This window comes from Bradyrhizobium sp. Arg237L, from assembly GCF_029990105.1.
GTDB lineage: Bacteria > Pseudomonadota > Alphaproteobacteria > Rhizobiales > Xanthobacteraceae > Bradyrhizobium.
Genome location: NZ_JAQMIL010000047.1, coordinates 41,377 through 65,438, shown reverse-complemented (window position 1 = coordinate 65,438; position 24,062 = coordinate 41,377). Strand labels below are relative to the sequence as shown.

General features: G+C 65.0%; 24 protein-coding genes. 12 read left to right on the top strand and 12 right to left on the bottom strand.

What is annotated here, in order from left to right; genetic code table 11:
- Positions 1 to 131: 131 nt before the first annotated feature.
- Positions 132 to 542 carry an META domain-containing protein gene (locus tag OZ411_RS26335; RefSeq protein ID WP_282530293.1) on the top strand — a complete coding sequence of 137 codons (411 nt, stop codon included), beginning with the start codon at positions 132 to 134 and terminating at the stop codon, positions 540 to 542.
- A gap of 2 nt (positions 543 to 544) precedes the next feature.
- Here the strand turns inward: OZ411_RS26335 and OZ411_RS26330 are convergent, their stop codons facing one another.
- On the bottom strand, positions 545 to 772 hold the full coding sequence (locus tag OZ411_RS26330; protein WP_282530292.1) for a hypothetical protein: 228 nt from the start codon (positions 770 to 772) through the stop codon (positions 545 to 547).
- Positions 773 to 1,473: 701 nt separating this feature from the next.
- Here OZ411_RS26330 and OZ411_RS26325 point away from each other — a divergent pair.
- Positions 1,474 to 2,751 carry a DUF937 domain-containing protein gene (locus OZ411_RS26325; RefSeq protein WP_282530291.1) on the top strand — a complete coding sequence of 426 codons (1,278 nt, stop codon included), beginning with the start codon at positions 1,474 to 1,476 and terminating at the stop codon, positions 2,749 to 2,751.
- A 41-nt stretch (positions 2,752 to 2,792) separates the two neighbouring features.
- Here the strand turns inward: OZ411_RS26325 and OZ411_RS26320 are convergent, their stop codons facing one another.
- The 3 genes from OZ411_RS26320 to OZ411_RS26310 form a co-directional block, all read right to left on the bottom strand.
- Complete coding sequence (locus tag OZ411_RS26320; RefSeq protein ID WP_282530290.1) at positions 2,793 to 3,989, bottom strand: hypothetical protein; 1,197 nt, start codon at positions 3,987 to 3,989, stop codon at positions 2,793 to 2,795.
- 238 nt (positions 3,990 to 4,227) lie between these two features.
- Positions 4,228 to 5,865 (bottom strand): chaperonin GroEL, encoded by a 1,638-nt coding sequence (groL, locus tag OZ411_RS26315; RefSeq protein ID WP_282530289.1) that lies wholly within the window; start codon positions 5,863 to 5,865, stop codon positions 4,228 to 4,230.
- Positions 5,866 to 6,026: 161 nt separating this feature from the next.
- Positions 6,027 to 6,323, bottom strand: a complete 297-nt coding sequence (locus OZ411_RS26310; RefSeq protein WP_130582605.1) for a co-chaperone GroES — start codon at positions 6,321 to 6,323, stop codon at positions 6,027 to 6,029.
- Positions 6,324 to 6,667: 344 nt separating this feature from the next.
- Between OZ411_RS26310 and OZ411_RS26305 the strand changes: the two genes are divergently transcribed.
- Positions 6,668 to 7,183, top strand: coding sequence for a hypothetical protein (locus tag OZ411_RS26305; protein WP_130582606.1), 516 nt, complete (start codon positions 6,668 to 6,670; stop codon positions 7,181 to 7,183).
- Positions 7,184 to 7,474: 291 nt separating this feature from the next.
- Here the strand turns inward: OZ411_RS26305 and OZ411_RS26300 are convergent, their stop codons facing one another.
- Positions 7,475 to 8,263 carry a protein phosphatase CheZ gene (locus OZ411_RS26300; RefSeq protein ID WP_130582607.1) on the bottom strand — a complete coding sequence of 263 codons (789 nt, stop codon included), beginning with the start codon at positions 8,261 to 8,263 and terminating at the stop codon, positions 7,475 to 7,477.
- 305 nt (positions 8,264 to 8,568) lie between these two features.
- Here OZ411_RS26300 and OZ411_RS26295 point away from each other — a divergent pair, with 305 nt between their 5' ends.
- Positions 8,569 to 9,360, top strand: a complete 792-nt coding sequence (locus OZ411_RS26295) for a L,D-transpeptidase (protein ID WP_282530288.1) — start codon at positions 8,569 to 8,571, stop codon at positions 9,358 to 9,360.
- Between the two features lie 196 nt (positions 9,361 to 9,556).
- On the opposite strand, the gene OZ411_RS26290 is transcribed toward OZ411_RS26295, so the two are convergent.
- From OZ411_RS26290 to OZ411_RS26265, 6 genes are all read right to left on the bottom strand, one after another.
- Positions 9,557 to 10,402: a DUF2076 domain-containing protein gene (locus OZ411_RS26290; RefSeq protein ID WP_282530287.1), complete on the bottom strand. Its 846-nt coding sequence runs from the start codon at positions 10,400 to 10,402 to the stop codon at positions 9,557 to 9,559.
- Positions 10,403 to 10,519: 117 nt separating this feature from the next.
- The gene (locus OZ411_RS26285; protein WP_282530286.1) at positions 10,520 to 11,365 is read right to left on the bottom strand and encodes a ChbG/HpnK family deacetylase; all 846 of its coding nucleotides are present in this window, start codon (positions 11,363 to 11,365) and stop codon (positions 10,520 to 10,522) included.
- A complete protein-coding gene (locus OZ411_RS26280) occupies positions 11,362 to 12,408 on the bottom strand; it encodes a glycosyltransferase family 2 protein (protein ID WP_282530285.1) in 1,047 nt (348 codons plus the stop codon). Before OZ411_RS26280 ends, OZ411_RS26285 begins: the two co-directional genes overlap by 4 nt.
- Positions 12,409 to 12,579: 171 nt before the next feature.
- Positions 12,580 to 13,557 (bottom strand): ATP phosphoribosyltransferase, encoded by a 978-nt coding sequence (gene hisG / locus OZ411_RS26275; RefSeq protein ID WP_130582612.1) that lies wholly within the window; start codon positions 13,555 to 13,557, stop codon positions 12,580 to 12,582.
- Positions 13,554 to 14,717, bottom strand: coding sequence for an ATP phosphoribosyltransferase regulatory subunit (locus tag OZ411_RS26270; protein WP_282530284.1), 1,164 nt, complete (start codon positions 14,715 to 14,717; stop codon positions 13,554 to 13,556). Before OZ411_RS26270 ends, hisG begins: the two co-directional genes overlap by 4 nt.
- A 232-nt stretch (positions 14,718 to 14,949) precedes the next feature.
- Entirely contained in the window at positions 14,950 to 15,699 is a 750-nt protein-coding gene (locus OZ411_RS26265; protein WP_282530283.1) for a 16S rRNA (uracil(1498)-N(3))-methyltransferase, read from the bottom strand.
- Positions 15,700 to 15,899: 200 nt separating this feature from the next.
- Between OZ411_RS26265 and OZ411_RS26260 the strand changes: the two genes are divergently transcribed.
- Together OZ411_RS26260 and ubiA are read left to right on the top strand one after the other, a co-directional pair.
- Positions 15,900 to 16,577 carry a hypothetical protein gene (locus OZ411_RS26260; RefSeq protein WP_282530282.1) on the top strand — a complete coding sequence of 226 codons (678 nt, stop codon included), beginning with the start codon at positions 15,900 to 15,902 and terminating at the stop codon, positions 16,575 to 16,577.
- A complete protein-coding gene (ubiA, locus tag OZ411_RS26255; protein WP_282530281.1) occupies positions 16,574 to 17,500 on the top strand; it encodes a 4-hydroxybenzoate octaprenyltransferase in 927 nt (308 codons plus the stop codon). Before OZ411_RS26260 ends, ubiA begins: the two co-directional genes overlap by 4 nt.
- A gap of 191 nt (positions 17,501 to 17,691) precedes the next feature.
- Here ubiA and OZ411_RS26250 read toward each other — a convergent pair whose 3' ends face one another.
- Positions 17,692 to 18,216 carry a DUF6101 family protein gene (locus OZ411_RS26250; protein WP_282530280.1) on the bottom strand — a complete coding sequence of 175 codons (525 nt, stop codon included), beginning with the start codon at positions 18,214 to 18,216 and terminating at the stop codon, positions 17,692 to 17,694.
- 249 nt (positions 18,217 to 18,465) lie between these two features.
- Here OZ411_RS26250 and OZ411_RS26245 point away from each other — a divergent pair, with 249 nt between their 5' ends.
- From OZ411_RS26245 to lpxK, 6 genes are read left to right on the top strand one after another with little or no spacing between them, the layout of a single operon-like run.
- Positions 18,466 to 19,851, top strand: a complete 1,386-nt coding sequence (locus tag OZ411_RS26245; RefSeq protein WP_282530279.1) for a TldD/PmbA family protein — start codon at positions 18,466 to 18,468, stop codon at positions 19,849 to 19,851.
- The gene (locus tag OZ411_RS26240; protein ID WP_282530278.1) at positions 19,838 to 20,647 is read left to right on the top strand and encodes a 3'(2'),5'-bisphosphate nucleotidase CysQ; all 810 of its coding nucleotides are present in this window, start codon (positions 19,838 to 19,840) and stop codon (positions 20,645 to 20,647) included. Before OZ411_RS26245 ends, OZ411_RS26240 begins: the two co-directional genes overlap by 14 nt.
- Before the next feature lie 53 nt (positions 20,648 to 20,700).
- Positions 20,701 to 20,952 carry a DUF4170 domain-containing protein gene (locus tag OZ411_RS26235; RefSeq protein WP_028166941.1) on the top strand — a complete coding sequence of 84 codons (252 nt, stop codon included), beginning with the start codon at positions 20,701 to 20,703 and terminating at the stop codon, positions 20,950 to 20,952.
- Positions 20,949 to 21,662: a lysophospholipid acyltransferase family protein gene (locus tag OZ411_RS26230; RefSeq protein ID WP_282530277.1), complete on the top strand. Its 714-nt coding sequence runs from the start codon at positions 20,949 to 20,951 to the stop codon at positions 21,660 to 21,662. Before OZ411_RS26235 ends, OZ411_RS26230 begins: the two co-directional genes overlap by 4 nt.
- The gene (locus tag OZ411_RS26225; protein WP_282530276.1) at positions 21,625 to 22,959 is read left to right on the top strand and encodes a 3-deoxy-D-manno-octulosonic acid transferase; all 1,335 of its coding nucleotides are present in this window, start codon (positions 21,625 to 21,627) and stop codon (positions 22,957 to 22,959) included. The genes OZ411_RS26230 and OZ411_RS26225 overlap by 38 nt, the downstream gene beginning before the upstream one ends.
- On the top strand, positions 22,952 to 23,983 hold the full coding sequence (lpxK, locus tag OZ411_RS26220) for a tetraacyldisaccharide 4'-kinase (protein ID WP_282530275.1): 1,032 nt from the start codon (positions 22,952 to 22,954) through the stop codon (positions 23,981 to 23,983). The genes OZ411_RS26225 and lpxK overlap by 8 nt, the downstream gene beginning before the upstream one ends.
- Positions 23,984 to 24,062: the final 79 nt, after the last annotated feature.

Below are 24,062 nucleotides of genomic sequence, written 5' to 3'. Positions count from 1 at the left end.
GACACTGACACAGATGTCCCGGGTTGCGCGTTCCGCTCCACCCGGGCTACGAACTCGTCTCCCCATGGCCGGCTTGGCCATCGTCAGATGCGTCCAATAGAAGAGCGCATCGCTGATCTTAGAGAGAGTTCATGGTTCCACGGAATTGCACCAGAACAGCCGTCGCCCTGGCGCTGCTCGCGACCACGGTTGCGGCAGGTCCGGCGCGCGCCGAGGAGGAGTTTCCCTTCGGCTTCGAAATATCGCTCGATGCCGCGCGCATGCCCGGCTCCAAGCGCATCCCTTCGCTTGAGATCGGCGACAATGGCGAGGTGGTGCTGGAACTCTGGTGCAAGGGCGGCAAGGGCCAGTTCTCGGTGGCTGGCAACACCATCATCTTCGTTCCCGGCGCGATGGAAACCCGCAACTGCCCGCCCGACCGGACGCAGGCCGACGACGATCTGCTTGCGGCGCTCGGTGACGTCGCGACCTGGCGCCGTCAGGGTGACCTCGTCACCTTGACCGGCTCGAAGACGCTGCGCTTCCGGCTCAACACGAATTAGGACTAAGGCGCCGCAATCAATCCGTTGGCGGTACCGACGATCCAGCGGTTACCCCAGCGCACGATGGTTTCGACACGCCCGAGCCCGGGAATCGTGTCGCCGCGCGCGGCCATCCGAATGCCGTCAGGCCCGTCGAGAACAGCGGTTCCGTCCCGGACATCGACAACCGTCCAGCCCGATATGGTGGTCGGTCTCGTTTCCGGCGCCGGCGCCAAAGGTGGCCTCGCCATCGCCGCGCCGGGGGGGCTCGCATTTGCCTGGGAGGCGAACGGGTTTGAGGCGCGCGCGGCCAGGTGAGTGCTCGCGGGTAAAGGCTTGGGAATGCTTCCTACGACAGCGGGTGCCGCTGTCTGCAGATCTGACGTGGATGTTGTTTTTTTGGTGCCTTCGATCCTGCCGCCTGGTCTTGCTTCAGCGGTTCGAGGCGAAGACGTGATTTTCTGGGCGACTGAGCTGAGCCCGAGCGTGCTTGCGAACTCAGGCCAGTTCAGACCGCCGGCCCATCCCAACCCAAAGGCTGCCACCAGTGCCATCGCGGGCAGCGCAATGGTGCGCGCCCAATCGCCGTATGGCCCTCGTACCACCAGAACGTCATCGCGATTCTGGTGCAAGAAATCCGACAGGCGCGCCGGCTGCTCCGGCAACTCGCCGTCAGCCACATTCCCCGACCAGGTGCTTCCAAGGGTACTCGGCTCGTGGACTTGCATGGCGTGACCCACGTTCGGCTAAGCGATGATGTTCCCGGAAATTGAATCGAACCTTAACGATCGACCGAATGAACTGCGTCGCGATGCCGCCTCGATCGCGGCCCTGGCAGCCGGCCATCCCAAATGGAGCTGGCAAAATTCCATGTCAGGCTGCTGAGCGAGCGGCTATCAACCTGCAAGGCTCTCCGTATTGTGATTAGACAGGTGCGAATTTTGGGGCGGACATGCTCGCGCAGTGGGAAAGTCGGCTGGCAGGCACGGAAATCTGCAGGTTCGCCCCGATATTTTGCCCGCGCCTGACAGCCGGAATCGAAATCTCTGACGTGGGCATGCGACGTGATGATTGTTCAGTCATCCTGTCTCAACCACTTCGCAACGATGGAGAGATCGCCATGGCTGTGAACCTCGTCTCTGTTGTCATGCAATGTCTGACTCCTGACCTGATCGCCAGGATCGCGTCCTCTCTGGGGCTTGATCGAGACATCGTGCAAAAGGCGATAGGAGGTGGCGTCCCCGCGCTGCTTTCGAGCTTGGCCGAGGTGGCCTCCACCCCCGGTGGCGCCCGTCAGTTGTCCAGCGCATTGTCGCAGCAGCAGCCCGGAGCGCTTGAAAGCCTGAAGAATGCGATGGCAGGTCCTGGCCAGGCGGCGCTCGCGGAGAGCGGATCGGCCACGCTGGCCGGCCTGTTTGGCGGCCGGGCGCTGGAAACGGTATCTGAGGCCATCGCCAAATTCGCAGGGATCGGCGAGGGCTCCGCCAAGTTGCTGACCGGCATGCTTGGTCCTGTCGTCCTCGGGGCGTTGGGGCAGCATCAACGCAGCGTCGGTATGGAGGCAAGCGGGCTGACATCGCTCCTCGCCTCGCAAAAGGACCAGATCGCTGCGGCGCTTCCATCGGGTCTCGCCGATCAACTGAGCGCTGCCGGTCTCATCGACAGGGCGGGGGAGAGCGTGCGCAGCGGAGCTTCGGCGGCCGCGAGCCGCGTCGCCGGGGCGTCTACACGCTACACGCCAAGCAACGCGATGTCGCAGTGGCCCTATTGGCTGGCTGGCCTTGTCGTGCTCGGCGGTCTCGTCTGGTACGCAGTCCAACGCCCGGGTGAACAGACTGTCGCCGAGCAACCCGCTGCAACGCGCCCCGCAACCGGGACCGTAGGCGTGGCACCCGCGAATTTGACCGTCGACGGGGTGAACTTGGCCAGCCAAGTCGATTCGTCCGTCAACACCTTGAAGTCCGCGCTATCAGGCGTCACAGACGTGGCTACCGCTCAAGCGGCTCTGCCCAAGATCAACGAGGCGACAGCGCAGTTGAACGATGTCAGCGCGCGAGCTGGCAAGCTTCCCCCGGAAGGACGAAGCGCACTCGCCAAACTGATCGTCGTGGTGACGCCTTCGATCTACCAGATGTGCGACAAGGTGATGGCGATGCCCGGTGTTGGGCCCGTCGCGAAGCCCGCGATTGATGATGTTCGCGCAAGGCTTGACGCGCTCGCGCGAGTCTGAGCTGCGCGCACGGCGAGCCGGTCACATATCGCCGCGTGGCCCTACTTCCACGCGGATTTGTCGGCGTCCCAGCGCTGGGCCTTGAATTCCTTCGCCAGCGCCTCGATCGAGCCGTTGTCGTCGGGCGGCTCGCCGCCTTCCTCATCGCCGACGGAGTCTTCCGAGAGGTTCAGCTTTGGGCCTGTGCCTTCGTCGGCGGTGGTGACCACCGGGCTCGAGACCCACAGCATCAGCCTGTCCGACGCGCCGGGCTTGTCCGAGGACACCAGCGCCGAGATCTCGGCGGTCTCGGTGAGGCCGAGCGCGGGATAGACCTGGCTCGGACGCTTGAAGGTCAATTTCAGCTTGCCGGTGTTGGCGTTCCATGACGCTCCCGACAGCTTTGCCGCCAGCGTCTTGCTGAGCACGCCCGATATCGCTGATGCAATCTTGTCCCTGTTGATCTTGTCGCCGCTGAGCCAGTCGGCGGCGGCGAAGCGGATTGTGCGGTCCATCTCGACGCTGCCCGTGGTCCAGCCGGCCGCGACCACGCCCGGCGTCGCCTTGGCCTTGGCGACGAGGGCCGGGGCCTGTTCCGGATCGACGGTCAGGTTGATGGTCTGCTCGCCGGCGCGCAGCGCGTCGCAGGTGATGGCGAGGCTCGAGAGACCGACCTCGACGGCTTGGCCCTTAAGGCTCTTCAGGAAGTCCAGCGCCGCGTCGAGCTTGACGCGCACGCCGACGGATTCGGGAGAAACTTCGGTAAAGTCCTTCGGTGCCGGCGTGATGCCGTCATCGGTGGTCTGGCTCTCCTGAAATTCCCGTTCCGAAAGGTCGGTATTGTCGGAGGAGGCCACTTCCGTCACCGCTTGGCCGATCGTGATCTGGCCGCGGAATTCGAAACTGTCGCCGGTCGGCTTGCGCACGAGCTTCACCGTGACGGGCGATTTGTCATTCAGGCTCTGCGTCGAGCCGCTCAGGTTCTGGCCGTTGACCGCGAGGTTGACGACGAAACGGTCCTTGCGGTCGGAACCTTTTTCCGCGGGGTAGCAGACGTCGAGCACCGCCGCACTAACGTTCTTGCCCTGGCGGGTTTCCTTCAGCACCGCGTCGGCATTGCCCTCCATCAAGCCGTCGATCGCGGTGAAATAGCGCGTTTCGGTGGTGCCCGGCGCCGTCTTGGACGGCAGCTTCATCTGGGCAAGAGCGAGATCAGAGGCCGTGATGAGGCCCAACAGGCAGAGCAGGAGCACGCGCATAGGAAAATCCTCGGCGATAGAATCAGCGACGTCGTAACTACCAAACCTCGATCCTAGATCATGATCCGATTAGACGAAATCGGATCATGATCCATCTCTTTGTTTGAGCATGATCTCCGCGCAAACGCTTCGCGTTTGTCGCGAGGGATTCCACTTTTCCGGACCATGCTCTATTGCCCAAAAAAGAAGGCCGCCCGGAGGCGGCCTTCGTATCTGATATCTGCGAACGGGCTTGCGCTCAGAAGCCCATGCCGCCCATGCCGCCGCCTCCGGGCGGCATCGCCGGCGCCGGCTCCCTCGGCAGTTCGGCGACCATGGCTTCCGTCGTGACCAGGAGGCCGGCGACCGAGGAGGCGTCCTGCAGCGCCGTGCGCACAACCTTGGCGGGATCGATGATGCCTTCCTCGACCATGTCGACATATTCCTCGGTCTGGGCGTCGAAGCCGAAGGTCTCCGACTTGTTCTCGAGGATCTTGCCGACCACGATCGAGCCTTCGACGCCGGCGTTTTCCGAGATCTGGCGCACCGGCGCTTCGAGGGCCTTCAGCACGATGTTGATGCCGGCCTGGACGTCGGAATTGTCGTTGGAGAGACGACCGACTGCCTTCTTGGCGCGCAGCAGCGCCACGCCGCCGCCGGGCACGATGCCTTCCTGCACCGCGGCGCGGGTTGCGTTCAGCGCGTCCTCGACACGATCCTTCTTCTCCTTGACCTCGACCTCGGTGGCGCCGCCGACGCGGATCACCGCGACGCCGCCGGCAAGCTTGGCCAGCCGCTCCTGCAGCTTCTCGCGGTCGTAGTCGGAGGTGGTCTCCTCGATCTGCGCCTTGATCTGGCCGACGCGGGCTTCGATGTCGGCCTTCTTGCCGGCGCCGCTGACGATCGTGGTGTTCTCCTTGTCGATCACGACCTTGCGGGCGCGGCCGAGCATCTTGATCGTGACGTTCTCGAGCTTGATGCCGAGCTCCTCGGAGATCAACTGGCCGCCGGTCAGGACCGCGATGTCCTCCAGCATCGCCTTGCGGCGGTCGCCGAAGCCGGGCGCCTTGACGGCGGCGACCTTCAACCCGCCGCGCAGGCGGTTGACCACCAGCGTCGCCAGCGCCTCGCCCTCGACGTCCTCGGCGATGATCAAGAGCGGCCGGCCGGACTGCACGACGGCTTCCAGCACCGGCAGCATTGCCTGCAGGCCGGAGAGCTTCTTCTCGTGCAGGAGGATGTAGGCGTCCTCGAGCTCGGCCGTCATCTTCTCGGCGTTGGTGATGAAATAGGGCGAGAGGTAGCCGCGGTCGAACTTCATGCCTTCGACGATGTCGACCTCGGTCTGCAGCGACTTGTTCTCCTCGACCGTGATCACGCCCTCATTGCCGACCTTCTGCATGGCCTGGGCGATCATCTTGCCGATCGCGGTGTCGCCATTGGCCGAGATGGTGCCGACCTGGGCAACCTCCGAGGAGGCGGCGACCGGCTTGGCGCGCTTCTCGAGGTCCTTGACCACGGCTTGCACCGCGATGTCGATGCCGCGCTTCAGGTCCATCGGGTTCATGCCGGCGGCAACAGCCTTGCCGCCCTCGCGCACGATCGCCTGCGCCAGCACGGTCGCGGTGGTGGTGCCGTCGCCCGCGGTGTCGTTGGTCTTGGAGGCGACTTCGCGCAGCATCTGCGCGCCCATGTTCTCGAACTTGTCCTCGAGCTCGATCTCCTTGGCGACGGTGACGCCGTCCTTGGTGATGCGCGGGGCACCGAAGCTCTTTTCGATGACGACGTTGCGGCCCTTCGGGCCGAGCGTGACCTTCACCGCATTGGCAAGGACATCGACGCCGCGCAGCATGCGCTCGCGGGCTTCTCCGGCAAATTTAACGTCTTTGGCAGCCATATCTTGCTCCTGGATAAATGGGATGGTGCGGCCGCCGCTTCTTACGCGTCATTGCCGGGCTTGACCCGGCAATCCATCACTTCGCAGACTCTTCCGAAGAGAGATGGATGCCCGGGTCGGGCCCGGGCATGACCAGCGGTGCGCGGCGGATTCGGCTCGGCTCAGGTCAGAACGCCCATGATGTCGGACTCCTTCATGATCAGGAGTTCCTCGCCGTCGAGCTTGACCTCGGTGCCCGACCATTTGCCGAACAGCACGCGGTCACCGACCTTGACGTCGATCGGGATCAGCTTGCCGGTCTCGTCGCGGCCGCCCGGCCCGACGGCGGTGACTTCGCCCTGAGAGGGCTTTTCCTTGGCGGTGTCGGGGATGATGATGCCGCCCTTGGACTTCTCTTCGGCTTCGATGCGCTTGACCACGACACGGTCATGCAGCGGGCGGAATTTGGATTTAGCCATGACGTTCCCTCTTGGAGGCTCGGTTTCAGGTCTCATTCATCGAGGCCGGGGTTGAATGCCGGCCGGTCGATGGATCGCGGGCAGGATATCCGGCGCGTTAGCAATCATCGCGCCAGAGTGCTAATTGTGGGGCGGGAAATATGGCTTGGCGCCTTTCCTGTCAAGCAAAGTGGTTAAGGCCTTGGTGAGGCCAATATAGGATGCTGCAACCAAATCAAATCAGAGCCCAGGTTGGAGTTCTCACGTCATCGTTTCGACGCCATTGCTCTGCCTTACGTTTTACGCTTGGCTGCAGGACGGGTGCGGCCCAAGGTGCGGCCCAAGGATATTTCGGGGGAATACGGATGATCGGATCAGGTGACGCGCGCGCGGTTGCGAGGCTCGCGTCCGTCTTAGCGCTGACGCTTCTGTTGGGCGCGTGCAGCAGCTTCAACCTGCCGTCGCTGTCATCCAACCCGGAGCCCGCGCCTGAGCCGGGGGTGGCGCCGGAAATGCCCGCCACCATCCGCTCCGACGAGATCGTCGGCCGCTGGGGCCTGGCCTCCTACCAGAACCCGACCGACCGCGCCCGCACCGAGAAGATGGCGCGCGACCAGTGCAAGCAGCCCTATGTGATTGGCGCCGGCCAGTCCGGTGGCGTGATCATGCATCTCGCCGACCAGGCCACCCCGCAGGAGCTGCGTCTGAAGGGCTCTCCGAGCGGCAAGAACTATATCGGCCCGCCAGGGCCGTCCGGCGGCGAGCAGGACCGCGAGATCGTCTCCTTCGACGGCCGCGTCATGGTCACCCGCTTCGTCGACAAGGACGCCGCCACCCGCTACGGCAACATGGTCTACGTCCGCTGCGCGCCGCGGGCGTGAAGTGCCAATTGCTCTGTCCTCGCCTCTTACAAGGAGGGCTATATGCGGCGGTGCGGGTTGATGTGCCCTCGCCCCTTGTGGGAGAGGGCAGCTCCGCTGCCAGAACCGGACTCATTCGGGTGAGGGGTTCTCTCCACGAGCACCGTCGCCCGTGGAGAGAACCCCTCATCCGGCGCTTCGCGCCACCTTCTCCCACAGGGGGAGAAGGGAAGGGTGGTCGTCCTAGAACCACAAAAACAAAAACGCCGGCATCGCGCCGGCGTTTTGCGTTCTTCTCTGCGACCTGCCCGCTTAGTCGAACATCGCGTCGATATCGTCCTGCGAGGCGTGGCCCACGTCGCCGTCGAGCCTTGGGCCGTTGAGCAGGCGGGCGTCGCCCTCGCGGGTGTCGATGATCGGCGGCGCGTGCGCCTTGATGGCGTCGACACCGCCCCAGATCTCCATCATCGCGTTGATGTGCTGCTCGATGAACTTCATCGTGGTCATCACCTTGCTGATGCGCTGACCGGTGAGGTCCTGGAAGTTGCAGGCCTCGAAGATCGCCACTACGCGCTCCTGGACATCCTCGGCGAGCAGCTTGTGCTGTTCGGGCGAGGCGACCTTGGTCAGCGCGGTGGCGGCCTGGTCGATCGCTTCGGCCGCCTCGAGGATCTGCTGGGTAGCCTCTTCGGTGCCGCCGACGACGGCGCCGAGCTCGCCATTCACCTTGGCCATCTCCTGGCCGTCAAAGCTCTTGCCGTGCAGCACGGCGATCTCGCGCTTGGTGCGGCTGATGGCGTCGTGGATCAGGTCAAGCTCGACCTTCAGCTTCTCGCACTGCTCGACCTGCGCGCGATAGGTCTCGAGCAGCGCATGCGCTTCCGCGACCTCGCGCGCCACGGCCGCCTCGGTGGCTTCGGTTGCGACCGGACGCTGGGCGTGGACGCCGAGCGCCATCTGTGCGCGGATGGAGCGAAGCTCCGCCATGATCTCCCGATGCATTGGACCGATTTCGCCGCCTTCCACCGCAACCGGTGCCGGCATCGGCATGTCGCCCATAATGGCTTGTTCAACACGAAAACGCTTGCGACTAACTGACATGAGACTGTTCCCGCCCCCTTCACTCCCACTGTTCTAGGCAGAAGCGATTTAATAGGGAGTTCACATGGGAAAATTTTGCAGCGTGCGTTTCGCGTCGCGCCGCATACCCGGGATTAACCATGACGCCTACGAATTTAAGCAAAATAAACGTTAATTTTGAAATCCGCCGCCGATTGCCGACGTGGTGAATCCAAACGCTTGCTCCGTTTACCAAACCGATGCGGTTTTGATCTTGATTGGTCGCATGCCGCGGCGTCTTGCGCCGAACGAGGCTGACGATTGACGAAACAGTACAGAGTACGTCGATGAAGAAAACATTCTTTGCGCTTATTGCCGGCGCGTCCTTCCTGCCTGTCGCTCCGCATCAGGCGTTTGCGATCGATGGCGCGCCGCTTGCCGGGCCGACCGTGATCTATTCCTACCAGGCGCCGCCTCAGCCGGTGCGCAGGGCCTCCACCCTCGGCGGCGGCTTTATCGAATTCCTGTTCGGCGACGGTCCCGACCAGGGCTACCCGCAATCCTACGAACAGCAGCCGATGTATCAGCAGCAGCCGGGTTATTATGGTGGACGGCGCACGATGCTGCCGCCGATGGATCCACAACAGCCGATGATGCGCGAGGAGCAGGCGGCCGATCCCGCGCAGCGGCCGTTCGATCCGAGATATGAGAAGCAGCTTGTCGATTATGACGGCAAGGAAGCTCCGGGCACGATCGTCGTCGATACCCCGCACAAGTTCCTTTATCTCGTGCAGGCCGACGGCAAGGCACTGCGCTACGGCATCGGCGTCGGCCGCCCCGGCTTCACCTGGTCGGGCGTCAAGACGATCTCCGCCAAGCGCGAATGGCCGGACTGGACGCCGCCGCCGGAAATGCTGGCACGTCGCCCCGATTTGCCCAGGCACATGGTGGGCGGTCCGGAAAATCCGCTCGGCGCGCGCGCGATGTATCTCGGCTCCTCGCTCTACCGCATCCACGGCTCGAACGAACCCTGGACCATCGGCACCAACGTTTCCTCAGGTTGCATCCGGATGCGCAACGAGGACGTCATCGACCTCTACGGCCGCGTCAATGTCGGCACCAGGGTGATTGTGATCTAGCGATGCTGTCGTCCCGGGCAAGCGAAGCGCAGACCCGGGACCCATAACCACGATCGTTCGTGATCTATAAAGCTGTGGCCGCTTGTTCGCGCCACAGCGCAAAGTCGGGGTTAAGGGTCCCGGCCTTCGCCGGGACGACAAAAGAGAAACGGCCGCCCGATCGGGCGGCCGTTCTGTTTTTCAATTCGCATGCGGCTTACGCGTAGTCGCTGCTGCCGTCGTCGCCGCCGTCATCGAACCCATCGTCGTCATCGTCGGGACCATAGCCATCGTCGTTGTTGTTGTTGTTGTCGTTATTGTTATTGTTGTTGTTGTTCGACGCCTGGTCGTAAAGGCCGGCGCGCGAGTCGTTATCGCGTCCGCCGGAGCCGATATCGTTGACTCCGGCATCGCGCGCAAGATTGCCGCCGGACTGGTCATTGCCCCACGGCTTGTTGTCGCCGAGATTGCCGGAGTCCCCGAACGCCTGGTGACCGCCGCCACCGCCCATCAGCCCGCGGATGCTGTTCATCAAGAGCGAGCCACCGACCACGCCGGCGGCTGCCGCCGCGGCGGTGCCGAGGAACGAGCCGCCGCCACCGCCGAACGGACCGGCTTGCGGCGCGCCATAGGGCTGAGGCTGCTGGCCGTACGGCGGTTGGCCGTAAGATCCTGGACCCTGCGCCTGCTGCATCGCCTGGCCGGTATTCCAAGCGGGGCGGCTGCCACCCTCCGGCGGGCGCACCGGCGGAACCGAACCGCGCGGCTGATTCTGGTTCTGGCCGAAGATCGCATCGCGCATCGAATCGAGGAAGCCGCCGCCTTGGCCCTGCTGCTGCGGTCCACCGCCGAGTTCTGCTTCCAGTTGCTGGATATGGTCGTTGGCGCGCTTCAGCGCCTCGTCCTGCACCAGCGCGGTCTGCACCAGCGCATAGACGGCGTTGGGCGCCTTGCGCAGCCCTTCCGAGATGGCGGCCAGCGCCTCCGGATCACGCGGGGCGTTCTCCAGCTTGGCGAGCCGGTCGAAGAGATCGTCGATCAATTGGCGTTCTTGCGGGGTCATGGCCTTCTCCATCGCGTCGATTGCGTCGAAGCGCCGAACATGTAGGGCCGCCTTTGTGGCGCAAGGAGTGGGGCCGCGAATTAAATTTGCGTATGCGACAAAACGACCGGCGCGCCTTCAGGCGAGCGTAACATTGTTCGCCGCCAGCAGTTGCGGGAAGTGCTCGCTGCCGAGGTAGGCATGCTCATTTTCGCGCTGGGTCGTCAGCGGATCGAGCTCCTTCAGCGTCTCGTCGACGAAGCCGGGATGACACATCACGAGTCCGCCGTCGGGCAGCCCCTCGAGAAACTGTCGCATCAGGGGACCGAAATCGGGCGATCTCGAAAAATCATAGGCGCCGGCGAAAGCAGGGTTGAAGGGAATGCCGGCGCGTCGTGCACGCTTCCTGAATTGCGCGCTCAGTGTATCCAGCACCAGCGCTTTCGGCGCTCGCAAGCGTTGCGCCAGAGGATGGTTGCGTCCGCCCTGGCGCACCCAGGCTTCGGGCGCGGCGTCCTTCACGGCGCGCAAAAAGGCGTCGCGCACCTGCGGAAACAATTGCACATGTTGATGGCCGTCAACAAAGTCAGGCGCGCGGCCGAACATGTCCTTGAAGGTTGCAAGCTGCTCGACGAGCTCGGCATGGATCATCTCGCGATCGAGCCGCCGGAGCAGGCCGGCGCGCAGCAGTTTCGGAAAGGGCAGGAACAGCCCGCCATTGACGGGTCGGAAATGCATGGTCAGCGGCCGGAACGGCGCGCTCAGCGTCGCGTGCAGCCCGACCGCGCAGCGCGGGCTTTCGGCGGCAACGCGCTTTAGCGCCGCCACTTCGTCGCGGCCGATCGCCGCGCCCACCACCATCACCGAGGTCGCGTTGAGACGGCTGCGCGCGATGAGATCGCGAATGGCGCGGTTGACGCCCTCGCTCAATCCGTAATCGTCGGCGCAGAGCCAGATCCGGCGCGGCTGCGCGGCGTCGTTCATTCGGCCGCGGTCCGTTCGCTGCCCGCGGCAGCCGCATCGGGGCCGGCGCGCTTCTCGCTATGCTCGGCGACGAAATAGATCGGCCGCGCCTTCAGCTCGGACAGGATCTTGCCGATATATTCACCGACGATGCCGATCATGATGAGCTGCACACCGCCGATCGTCATCAACCCGATCACGAGCGAGGGATAGCCGGGCACCTGCTTGCCGGTCGTGAAGACCTCCCACAGGATCGAAAGCCCGAACAGGAACGCCGCGGTCGCCAGCAGCACGCCGAGCAGGCTCGCGAAGCGCAGCGGCGCCACCGAGAACGATGTCACTCCTTCGATCGACAGGCCGATCAGCCGCGTCGCGCTGAAGGTGGTGACGCCATGCGCACGCGGCGCCGGCTCGTAATCGACCCTGATCTGGCGGAAGCCGATCCAGCTCGCCAGCCCCTTGAAGAAGCGGTTGCGCTCGGGCAATTGCCGCAGCGCCGCCACCGCGCGCGGCGACAGCAGGCGGAAGTCGCCGGCATCTTCGGGGATCTTCTGCCGCGCGCCCCAGTTGATCAGCGCGTAGAAGCCGTGCACCGCGAGCCTGCGCAGGAACGGCTCGTTGTCGCGATGCGCCTTCGCGGTATAGACGACATCGTAGCCGTCATCGATCCAGTGCGAGACCAGTTTCTCGACCAGGCTGGGCGGATGCTGGCCATCGCCGTCCATGAACAGCACGGCACCGCGCCGGGCATGGTCGAGGCCCGCCATCAGCGCCGCCTCCTTGCCGAAATTGCGCGACAGCGACACCACCTGGACATCCAGCGTGTCGGCGGAAAGCGAACGCGCGATCGAAAGGGTGTTGTCCTTGCTGCCGTCGTCGACGTAGACGACCTCGCAAGCGAGCCCGTAGCGTTCCTTCAGCGTTCGCGCGAGACCGATCAACCGCTCGTGCAGCAGCGCCAGCCCCGCAGCCTCGTTGTAAACGGGAACGACGATCGACAGCCCTTGCGCTGCAGCATTCGCCGCGGTGGTGGTCAGGCCGGAAACGTCAGAGCCCAGCGTCATCGAGCAGGTTCCAGATTCTCGATCATGATCCGATTCGACGGAATCTGATCATGATCTCATCTCTTGTTTGAGCATGATCTTTTCGGAAAACCGGTTTCCACTTTTCCGGATCATGCTCGAAATATATGGTACCGCCCGGTAGCTGTCGCCACGATGAACGAGCGTGCGGCGTCATTGCCGCAGGAAGGCCTCGAGCCTGGCGAACAGCGGGTTCTCGCGGTCGAAGACGTAGTCGAGCGAGACCACCGACACCGTATCGGCGCCATGCGCGCGCAGGAAGCTGCCAAGCGCATAGAGCTGCGCCGGTGGGCAGTGCAGCGTCAACATGCCGGATGAGGTCGGCCCGCCGAACGGGGCAACCACGCCAAAGCGGTTATGGGCTTCCGCGAGCAATGCTGCATCGCATCCTTTGAAGCGGGTGCGGACCTCGCGATATTTGTTCGCCCGGGCGCGCGCGGCGATGTGATCCAGGATGACGCGCGCGGCTTCGCGGGCCCCGGTCGACCAGTCGGCGTCCTTCGAGGCGACGAGGTTGGCCTGGCTGCGCAGGATCACACCGTCGTCGAGGACTTTCAGCCCGTTGGCCGCGAGCGTCGCGCCGGTCGTGGTGATGTCGACGATCAGTTCTGCCGTGCCGACTGCGGGCGCGCCCTCGGTCGCGCCGGCGCTCTCGACGATGCGATAGTCGAGGATGCCGCGGGAGGCGAAGAAGGTTCGCGTCAGATTGATGTACTTGGTCGCGATCCGCATCCGCCGGTGATGCTGCTCGCGGAAACCGGTGGTGACGTCGTCGAGATCGGCCATGGTGCGGACGTCGATCCAGGCCTGCGGCACCGCGACCACCACATTGGCATAGCCGAAACCCAAACCGTCGATCAGGTGCACGCGCTTGTCGGCGTCGGCGATGCTCTCGCGCACGAGGTCCTCGCCGGTGACGCCGAGATGCACCATGCCGCGCGCGAGCTGCGAGGCGATTTCGCTTGCCGACAGATAGGCGATCTCGACATTGTCCAGGCCTGAGATGGTGCCGCGATAATCGCGTGCGCCGCCGGGCTTCGACAGCGTCAATCCGGCGCGGGCGAAAAACGCCTCGGCATTTTCCTGCAGACGTCCTTTCGACGGGACGGCGAGAACGAAGGGCGCGCTCATGCCTTGCCTCCGCGCAGAGGCTTGCCATGTTGCGTCAGCGTCTCGATCCAGACGGAGAAGCCGACCGCCGGGATCGGCTCAGCCGAGCCGAGCTGCGTCATCAGTCCATCATAGCGGCCGCCGGCGACCAGCGGCTCGGCGCCGTTGCCCCTGGCGTGCAATTCGAACTCGAAGCCGGTGTAGTAGTCGAGACCGCGCCCGAACGAGGTCGAGAAGCGCGCCTTGCGGGTATCGATGCCGCGCGCGGCCACGAAGCCGACGCGGCGTTCCAATTCGTCGATCGCGCCGGAGAGGTCGAGCCCGGCGTCTTCGGCCAATGCGCGCAGTTGCGCGATGGCGTCGTCCGGCTCGCCCGCGATCGACAGGAAGCGCTTGATGGTGGCGATCGCGTCGCGCGGCAGCGCGCCGGCCTTCAAGGTCGATTGTTCGAGGAAGCGGTCGGCGATCTCGGCGACGGTGCGGCCGCCGACATTGGTGGTGCCGGCGATCGACATCAGGTCGGTGACGAGCGCCAGCGCCGCCTTGCGATCGGAGCCGGCGAGGGCGGCCAGCACGCCCTGATATTCGTTACGGCCAGGACCGCCGGCGAGCGTCAGCCGCTCGATGTCGTCGGTGAGGCTGACCTTGCGGTTGAAATCCTTGACCAGGCGGCGGCGCCACACGGGATAGAGCTCGAGCGCCTCGATCAGCGCATTGAACAGAGCGACGTCGCCGGTGCGGATCTCGACGTCGGTCAGTCCGAACGCCGCCGTCGCCTCCAGCGCCAGGGCCAGCATCTCGGCATCCGCCGCGGCGCGGTCCTGCCGGCCGAATGATTCGATGCCAGCCTGCAGAAACTCGCTCGGCTGGCCGCCGCGATAACGGAATACCGGGCCGAGATAGCTGAAGCCAGCCGGCTTCCCGGCCTCTGATGAGGCAAGGTAATCGCGCGCCACCGGGATCGTCAGGTCCGGGCGCAGGCACAGATCTTCGCCGCTGGCGTCGGTGGTGAGGTAAAGGCTCTTGCGGATACCCTCGCCAGAGAGGTCCAGGAACGGCTCGGCCGGCTGCAGGATCGCCGGCTCGGACCTGACATAACCGGCCTGCGCAAATGACAACAGCAGTGCATCCGCCCATGCGGCGGAGGAGGCGGCACCGCGTGTGGTGGCGGTTACGGTCATCTCGACGTCCAAATCGCCCGAAAATGGGTTCCGGAGTGGTCCAAGGGGTGGCCCAAGGGCGACCCAAGGGTTTGCGGGCGAGCCCTTAGCACGGCAAAAGCGCTGTTTCGACCGGCATCGGCCAAATCGCTTAACGAGCGCGTAGCCCGGGTGGAGCGAATGCGCAACCCGGGACACCTCCCTCAGCGTTTTCCGGCGGCCCCGGGTTACGCTGGCGCTCCACCCGGGCCACCTAGCCCTTTGGGCCCCAGTCCCCGAGCGCCGCCTGTACCAGGGCCAGCGCCGCGACCCCTGCAGTGTCCGCGCGCAGGATCCGCGGCCCCAGCGACAGCCGGAGGGTCTTGGGCTGGCGCAGCAGCAGCGCGCGCTCCTCCTCGGCGAACCCGCCCTCCGGGCCGATCAAGATGTCGATGCCGTCAGTGCCGCTCCCCGGTTGCAGCGCCTGCTGGGGATCGCCGAGATCGGCGGCCTCGTCGCAGAATACCAGGAGCCGGCCGCCCGTGCGCTCGGTCAGGAAGCGCTCGAGCGGGACGGGGTCAGCAACCTCCGCCAGGGCGGTGATCCCGCATTGCTCGGCCGCCTCGATCACATTGGCGCGCATCCGCTCGCCGTTCACCCGCGAAACCTGGGTGAAACGGGTCAGGACCGGCTGCAGGCGCGAGGCGCCCATTTCGACCGCCTTTTGCACCATGTAGTCGAGCCGGGCGTGCTTTAAGGGCGCGAAGACATAGGCGATATCGGGCAGGCGATCCTGCGGCCGGGTCTGGCGGTGGACCGTCAGCGTGTCCGCCCGCTTGCGGCCACTGAGCTCGGCCTGCCATTCGCCGTCGCGGCCGTTGAACACCAGGATGGCGTCGCCGGCCTTCAACCGTAATACGTTACCGAGATAATTGCTCTGGTCGCGGTCCAGCGCGACGGTTTCGCCCGCCTGCAGGGGGGCATCGACGAACAGGCGAGGGGCGCGAAAGTCGTAGTCCGGCATCTGTTAATGTTCCGTCGTCACGCAACTCGGCCGCGCTTTTAGCCTAAAGCGCTAGAATCTGTAGCTTATTTTTGATCGATGGCGCGACGTGACGCCGCGCTGTTGCCCCAATCCACGGGTTGTTAAGGAACGGCTGGAATCGTAAAAAGCCGCATGGAAATTGTGCTTCGTTTGGAAGCCGGCTGCCGGAGAAATATCCCTTGATGACCCGCCTGATGGTGTCGCTGACGGTCGCCGCCGTGGTGCTCCACGCCGGCCAGGCTTTTGCACAGGGCGCGTTTCCCGCGCCGCTGCCCGGTCAGCAGGCCGCAGCGCCTGCTAACGCCTCGCCCTTCCCGCCGGTGAACGGCGGGGTACCTTCCGCGTCGATCGGGGCGCCTTCGGCCTTCCCGAGCCAGGGTGCGGCGCCGATCGGCGGCGGCGGTGCCGGGTTTGCACCGCCGGCGCCCCCGTCCGGGGGCGCGGGCCCGTCGGATGCCTGCATGAAGGGCTTCGTCCCCTTGCGCGAGGAGACCGAGCGGCGCGGCAAGCTGATCAAGGCCGCCGGTGAAAAGAAGGCGGGTCCGGACGAGGCCTGCAAGCTGATCGGCAATTACAGCCAGGCCGAGCTGAAGATGATGAAATACGTCAAGGACAACTCGGCGAAATGCGGAATCCCGCCGCAGATCCTCGAGCAGCTCCAGAATGGCCACAAGAACACCGAGGCGATGCAGAAGAAGGTCTGCGCGGTGGCGCAGCAGATGGCGACCCAGGCGCGCGGTCCGGCCGGGCCGTCCTTGAGCGAGGTGCTGGGGTCCGCCTCCGCGCCCGAAGCAGTGCCAACGCGCAAGGGCGGCAGCACCTTTGACACGCTGAACGGCAACGTGCTGTCGCGATGAGCGACGTCACCGCCCGTGTTGCCGATGCGACCGGCAACTGGGTCGATACCCACGCGCCGCGCTGGTCGCGGCCTTATTTGCGTCTCTCCCGCTTCGACCGGCCGATCGGCTCGTGGCTTCTGTTGATGCCGTGCTGGTGGTCGGCGGCGCTCGCCGCCGGCATCGCCCATGACCTGCACCAGCTCCCGCTTGTCATCCTTCTGTTCTTCATCGGCGCCTTCGTGATGCGCGGTGCGGGCTGCACCTGGAACGACATCACCGATCGCAATCTCGATGCGAAAGTGGAGCGGACGCGGTCGCGGCCGATTCCGGCGGGGCAGGTGAGCGTGACGCAGGCGCTGATCTTCCTGGTCGCCCAGGCGCTGATCGGTCTCGTGGTGCTGCTGCAGTTCAATCGCTTTGCGGTCGCGACCGGCATCGCCTCGCTCGTCATCGTCGCGGTCTATCCCTTCATGAAGCGCATCACCTGGTGGCCGCAGGTGGTGCTGGGGCTCGCCTTCTCCTGGGGCGCCTTGATGGGATTTGCCGTCATCCTCGGGCGCATCGATCTCACCGCGCTTGCGCTCTATGCCGGCTCAATCTCCTGGGTGATCGGCTACGACACCATCTATGCGCATCAGGACGCCGAGGACGATGCGTTGATCGGCATCAAGTCGACCGCACGCCTGTTCGGCGCGGCCACGCACAAGGCGCTCGTGCTGTTCTATTCGCTCGCGGTGGTCCTGATCGCCATGGCGCTCGTGCTGGCTGGCGCGCATTGGTTCGCGTGGATCGGCCTCGCCGCCTTCGCGTTGCATCTGGCGATCCAGATAAGACGACTCGACATCAGCGATCCCGCATTGTGCCTGCGCGTCTTCAAGTCCAACCGCGACGCCGGCCTCATCCTGTTCGCCGGCCTGCTCATTGATGCAGTGATGCGCTGAGGCTTCTGCGTTGTTGCGGGGCGTGCCGAAATCACCACTCTTTCGTCATTCCGGGGCGCGCCTCTTGGCGCGAGCCCGGAATCCATTGGGCCGCATGCACCGGTGGGGAAATGGATTCCGGGCTCGCCGCTTCGCGGCGCCCCGGAATGACAGCGTGTGTTGTGGCGCGGGCCGTCGTCCCGGGCTCACGTTCAATCCCGCGCGATGATCTCGTGTTCGCCGCGATGCACATTCCCCGCATCAAGCGGGCGGCCACGGCGGCGGCGTACCAGGAAGCGCGGGCGGCGCGTGTGGATGACGTTGCGGCGCCTGCGCCGGGCCGCAGGCTCGCGCGGCGCTTGCTCGCTCAGTTGCGGCAGGCGGAGCACGTCGCTCCACATCTGCCAGGCGCTTTCGATCTCGTCGCGATCGGAACTGACGCCAAGCGGAATTGCGAGCGACGGATCGCGGTGGACGAGCGTCAGCATCTGCTCGTCGCCCAGGTCACGCAACGCGACGCCGATGAAGTCGCAGACGCGAACATTGATCGCCATCCGCATGCCCTTGACGGCACGGCGCAGCACGACGCGTTCGTGGTGAAGTTCAACCTGCCGCATGCCACCGTCCGCGCGGACATCCTGCGCATGGAAGCTGAGCGGTAGAGAAAGCGGGTCGAGCCGTTGCACACGGCCCGACCCGGCGGGGTTGAGCCCGCTTGTTGCTGTTTGACGCCTCACGGCTTTATCTCCCCGCCGGGATTATGTTCCCGGTCGATGCGCGAGACCTTAGCGCAGCCGTTTCCCGATCAGCTTAAGAAGGCTGGTTAAAGAGACGTCAAAGGCGCGCATGCTTGACAAGACCTTGCCGCGCTCGAGCAATTCTTCTTCATCGCGCGGCAAAACGCTTGAAATCGCTGCAAATCCGGCCCACTTGGTGGGTTTGGCGCGCCGCGCTGCGTTGAGCCCTTCAATGTCAGGAATCTGTTCGTGAACCCTTCACCATCGCCTGCCGAAAAGTCCGCGACCGACCTGTTCGACCAGTCGGTTTTGAGTGAACTGGCGCAGCGTCTTGTCGAGGCGGCCAAGCGCGCCGGCGCGGATGCGGCGGATGCGATCGCGGTGCGCGGCGTTTCGCAAGGCGTCGAGGTGCGCGACGGGCGCGTCGAGGAGTCCGAGCGCTCCGAAGGCGACGATGTCGGCCTGCGCGTGCTGGTCGGTCAGCGCCAGGCGGTGGTCTCCACCAATGATGTCACTGGCGACGGGATCGCCAAGCTTGCCGAGCGCGCGGTCGCGATGGCGCGTGTCGCGCCCGACGACAAATATGTCGGGCTCGCGGACCCTGCGCTGCTGGCGCGCGACTTCCCCGATCTCGACCTGCTCGACCGCAATGTGCCCTCGACCGCTGAACTCGAACGCCGCGCCACCGAGGCGGAAGCGGCGGCGCTCGCCATCAAGGGCGTGTCGAAATCCGGCGGCGCGTCGGCTTCCTCCGGCATCGGCGGCATGGTGCTGGTGACCTCGACCGGTTTCCATGGCTCCTATCTGCGCTCGAGCCACGGCATCTCGATGACCGCCATCTCGGGCGAGGGCACCGGCATGGAGCGCGACTATGATTTCACGAGCGCGTTGCATGCATCCGACCTCGCTTCGCCTGCAAGCGTCGGCCGCAAAGCGGCCGAGCGCGCGGTGGCGCGCACCAATCCGCGCAAGGTCGAGACCTGCAAGGTCCCGGTCGTCTACGATCCACGCGTCGCGAACTCGCTTGTCGGCCATCTCGTTGGCGCCATCAACGGTGCATCGATCGCGCGCAAGACCAGTTTCCTGAAGGATCGTCTCGGTCAGCAATTGTTCGCGAGCAATATCCGCATCATCGACGATCCCTTGCGCGTGCGCGGCCTGCGCTCGCAGACCTTCGATGCCGAAGGCGTCAAGGTGAAGAAGACGGCCCTGATCGATGACGGCGTGCTCACCACCTGGCTGCTCGATTGCGCGACCGCGCGCGAGCTCGGCATGGTCACGACAGGACATGCGCATCGCGGCGTCTCCTCGGTGCCGTCGCCGGGGGCCTACAATCTGCATCTCGAGCCTGGCTCGACGACGCCGAAGGAACTGATCGCCGACATCAAGCAGGGCTTTTACGTCACCGACCTGATCGGTTCGGGCGTCAACGGCGTGACCGGCGACTATAGCCGCGGCGCCTCGGGCTTCTGGATCGAGAACGGCGAGATCACCTATGCGGTCAGCGAAGTGACCATCGCAGGGCATCTGCTGGCGATGTTCAAATCGCTGGTCGCCGCCAACGATCTGGAATTCCGCTATAGTGTAAATGCCCCGACCTTGCGCATCGAGGGACTGACGCTTGGCGGACGCTGATACGGACGACGGGATCCTGGCGCGCGACGCCGCCCTGCTGGCGGAGACGGTGCGGGAAGCGGGGGCCCTGGCGCTCTCGCTGTTTCGCACTGAGTTGAAGAACTGGATCAAGGGCGCCTCCTCGCCGGTGTCGGAGGCCGATATCGCGGTCAACGACCTGCTGGAGCAGCGGCTGCGTTCGGCGACGCCCGATTACGGCTGGCTCTCGGAAGAGAGCGCGGACGACCAGGCGCGGCTTGGCAAGCGCCTGGTGTGGATCGTCGATCCCATCGACGGCACCCGCTCCTATCTCGCCGGGCGCGAGGACTGGTGCGTCAGCGTGGCGCTGGTTGAAAATGCCTCGCCCGTGCTGGCGGCGGTATTCGCGCCCGCCACCGCGGAGTTCTTCTTTGCCGCGCGGGGGCAGGGCACCACGCGCAATGGCATCGCGGTGCGCGCGACCGCGGGCACCGATTTCGATTTCCCCCGCATGGCCGGGCCGAAGCCGCTCCTGCAGCGATTGAGCCCTTCGGCGCAGGAGATCACGCTGCATCCGCGAATCGGTTCGCTGGCGCTCAGGCTATGCCGGGTCGCGCATGGCGCGCTCGATGCCGCCTTCGCCGGCGGCAATAGTCATGACTGGGACCTTGCGGCGGCGAATTTGATCGTGCAGGAAGCGGATGGTAAGATGACGGCGCTCTCGGGGGATGCGATTGAGTATAATCGCCGGGAGCTGGCGCATGGGGTGCTGGTGGCGGCGGGACATGATCGTCATGCACGTATTGTCGAGCATTTTCGCAACCGCCCGTTGCACTGACCGCCTCGCGCCGCAGGACTTCCCTGCCGGGCATCTCATCAGGAAAAACAATTATGTCAGATAGTGCCCAGCCGCAGCAATTATTGCATCTCGTCATTGGTGGCGAGCTGATCGACCTCCAGCACAACACCTTCAAGGATCTCGATAAGGTCGAGATCGTCGGCGTATATCCGAACTACGCCAGCGCTCACGTGGCCTGGAAGGCGAAGGCGCAGCAGACCGTGGACAACGCCCACATGCGCTATTTCATCGTCCACCTCCATCGGCTGCTCGATCCGGGTCAAGACACAAAGCCCTCCCTTTGAAACGTCTGATTCGCGATTTTTTGCGCAGCGGCCTCGTGCAGCGTGCGCTGGGCCTGCTTGCGGCCGAATATCTGCGGCTGGTGTGGCTGACCAACAGATTCAGCCTTGAGCCGCCTGACGTCTACGAGCAGGTGGAACCGCAGATGCCCTGCATCTTCGTGTTCTGGCATGGCCAGCACCTGATGACCCCCTTCATCCGGGTCAGGGGAAACCACCGCGCCAAGGTCCTGGTCTCCCGGCATCGCGACGGCGAGTTCAACGCGATCGCGGCCGAGCGGCTCGGCGTCGGCACCATCAGGGGGTCGGGCGACCATTCCGGCAGTTTTCACCGCAAGGGGGGCGTCGGCGCCTTCAAGGAGATGCTGCGGGCGCTGGAGGATAAGTGGAACGTCGCGACCACCGCCGACGTGCCCAAGCAGGCCCGGGTCGCCGGTCTCGGCGTCATCATGCTGGCCCGCGAGTCGGGCCGGCCGATCATGCCCTTTGCCATGGTGACCAGCCGGTTCATCCGGTTGAAAAACTGGGATTCCACCACCATTAATTTGCCATTCGGACGGGGCGCACTGGTGGGCATCGATTCCGTGGAGGTGCCGCCCGACGCCGACGCCGAGACGATGGAAACGCTGCGGCTCAGGGTGGAGGCCTTGCTGAACGAAGCGACCCGAAAGGCCTATGCGGCTGTCGGGCGTCCGGAGGGAGCTCTTGGCTAACTCGCTGCCGATGACGTTGCGGGTCTACCAAAGACTGTCGTCCGCGATGGTGCCGCTCGCACCTGCGCTGATCCGGCGGCGGTTGAAGCTCGGCAAGGAGGATCCGGCCCGCGTCGGCGAACGGCGCGGCGTCAGCGCCGATGTGCGGCCGCACGGGCCGCTGGTCTGGATCCATGGCGCCAGCGTCGGCGAGGTGCTGGCGGCGGCGGCGCTGATCGAGAAACTGCGCGAGCTCAATTTGCGCATCCTGCTCACCTCCGGCACCGTCACCTCGGCGGCGATCGTTGCCAAGCGCTTTCCGCCTGACGTCATCCATCAATACGTGCCCTATGATTCCCCGCGTTTTGTCGCGCGCTTCCTTGATCACTGGCGGCCGTCGCTGGCGCTGTTCATCGAGTCGGATCTCTGGCCGAACCTGATCCTGTCGAGCTCCGCGCGCCGCCTGCCGATGGTGCTGATCAACGGACGGATGTCGCAGCGCTCGTTTCCGCGCTGGCAGCGGATGTCGCACACGATCTCGGCCCTGCTCGACCGTTTCGACATCTGCCTGGCGCAGTCGAGAATAGACGCCGAACGCTTTGCGGCGCTCGGCAGCCGCAATGTCGTCATCACCGGCAATCTCAAGCTCGACGTCGCGGCGCCGCCGGCCGATCCTGCCAAGCTGGAGCGGCTGATGGCGGTGACGCGCGGCCGGCCGATCGTGGTCGCGGCCTCCACCCATCCCGGCGAGGAAGAGCAGCTCGTGGAAGCGCATCGCGCGCTGGCCGGATTCTTTCCCTCGCTGCTCACGGTGATCGTGCCGCGGCACCCGGATCGCGGCGAGGCGGTCGGCCGCGTCGTCGAGGCGGCCGGCCTGCACAGCGCGCTGCGGTCGCGCGAGGAGCTGCCGATTGCGACCACCGATATCTATGTCGCCGACACCATGGGCGAGCTCGGCCTGTTCTATCGGCTGGCGCCGATCGTGTTCATGGGCGGCTCGCTGGTTCCGCACGGCGGCCAGAATCCGATCGAGGCCGTGAAGCTTGGCGCCGCGATCGTACACGGTCCGCACGTGTTCAATTTCACCGATGTCTATGAGGCGCTCGACCGTGCCGGTGGCGCGCGGCGCGCGGAGACACAGGAAGCATTGGTGAAGCAGCTCGGCCAGTTGCTGGACAATGCCAAGGCGCGCGAAGCCTCGCTTGGGGCCGCCGAACATGTGGTGCAGCAGCTCGGCGGCGCGCTGGAGCGAACACTTGCGGCGCTCGAACCGTATCTCTTGCAGTTACGGATCGAGATGGGAGCCGCCAATGCGTGAGCCGGCCTTCTGGCACGGTCCGGCATCCTGGAAATCGCATCTGTTGCAGCCGCTCGCCACGCTCTACGGCGCCATCGCCGCCAGGCGTCTGCAGCGCAAGGGGATCGACGCCGGCATTCCCGTGCTCTGCGTCGGCAATTATCATACGGGCGGTGCCGGCAAGACGCCGACTGTGCTGGCGCTGGCGAAGCTGCTGCGCGAACTCGGCGAAGTGCCTGTTGTGCTCAGCCGCGGCTATGGCGGCGAGTTGCGCGGGCCGGTGCAGGTCGATCCTTTCAGCCATTCCGCCGCCGATGTCGGCGATGAGCCGTTGATGCTGGCCGAGCGGCTACCGGTCGTGGTCGCGCGCGATCGCGCTGATGGCGTCGCGCTGGTGAAGTCGCTCGGCGCGAGCGTACTGGTGATGGATGACGGCTTCCAGAACCCGGCGGTCGCCAAGGATGCCTCGATCATCGTGATCGATAGCCAACGTGGCCTTGGCAATGGGAAAGTGTTTCCGGCCGGCCCGTTGCGCGCGCCGTTGGCGCCGCAGGTTGCGCGCACCGACGCGCTCGTCGTGGTCGGCGACGGTACTGCTGCGAAGATGCTGGCGACGGAGATTGCCGTGCGCGGAAAGCCCGTGCTGGCGGCGCGGCTTCGGCCGGACGATGCATCGCTTACGTCGCTGCAGGGCCGCCGCGTGCTCGCCTTTTCCGGCATCGGCGATCCCGCGCGCTTCTTCAATACCCTCCGTAAGAGCGGCATCGACGTTATCAGGGAGAGTGCCTTCCCCGATCACCACGTATTCTCGAAGGCTGAGATCGATAGCCTGGTGTCGGAGGCGAGAGGCGACGGGCTGACATTGGTGACCACGGAAAAGGATCTGGCGCGGCTCAAGCAGCGCGGAGAATTGCCTGTCTGGGCGCAGGCGGTGGTGCCGTTCGCGGTGACACTGGAGTTCGAGGATAGAGCTGCATTGCGGACATTCGTCTCACACAGCCTGTTGAGAGCGCGCGAACGCAGTTTCCAAGAGAGGAATTCGTAGCCCGGGTTACGTTCACTCCACCCGGGCTACAGAACGCAAACGGCCACACGTGACGTCCTCATCCTGAGGAGGTCGCGAA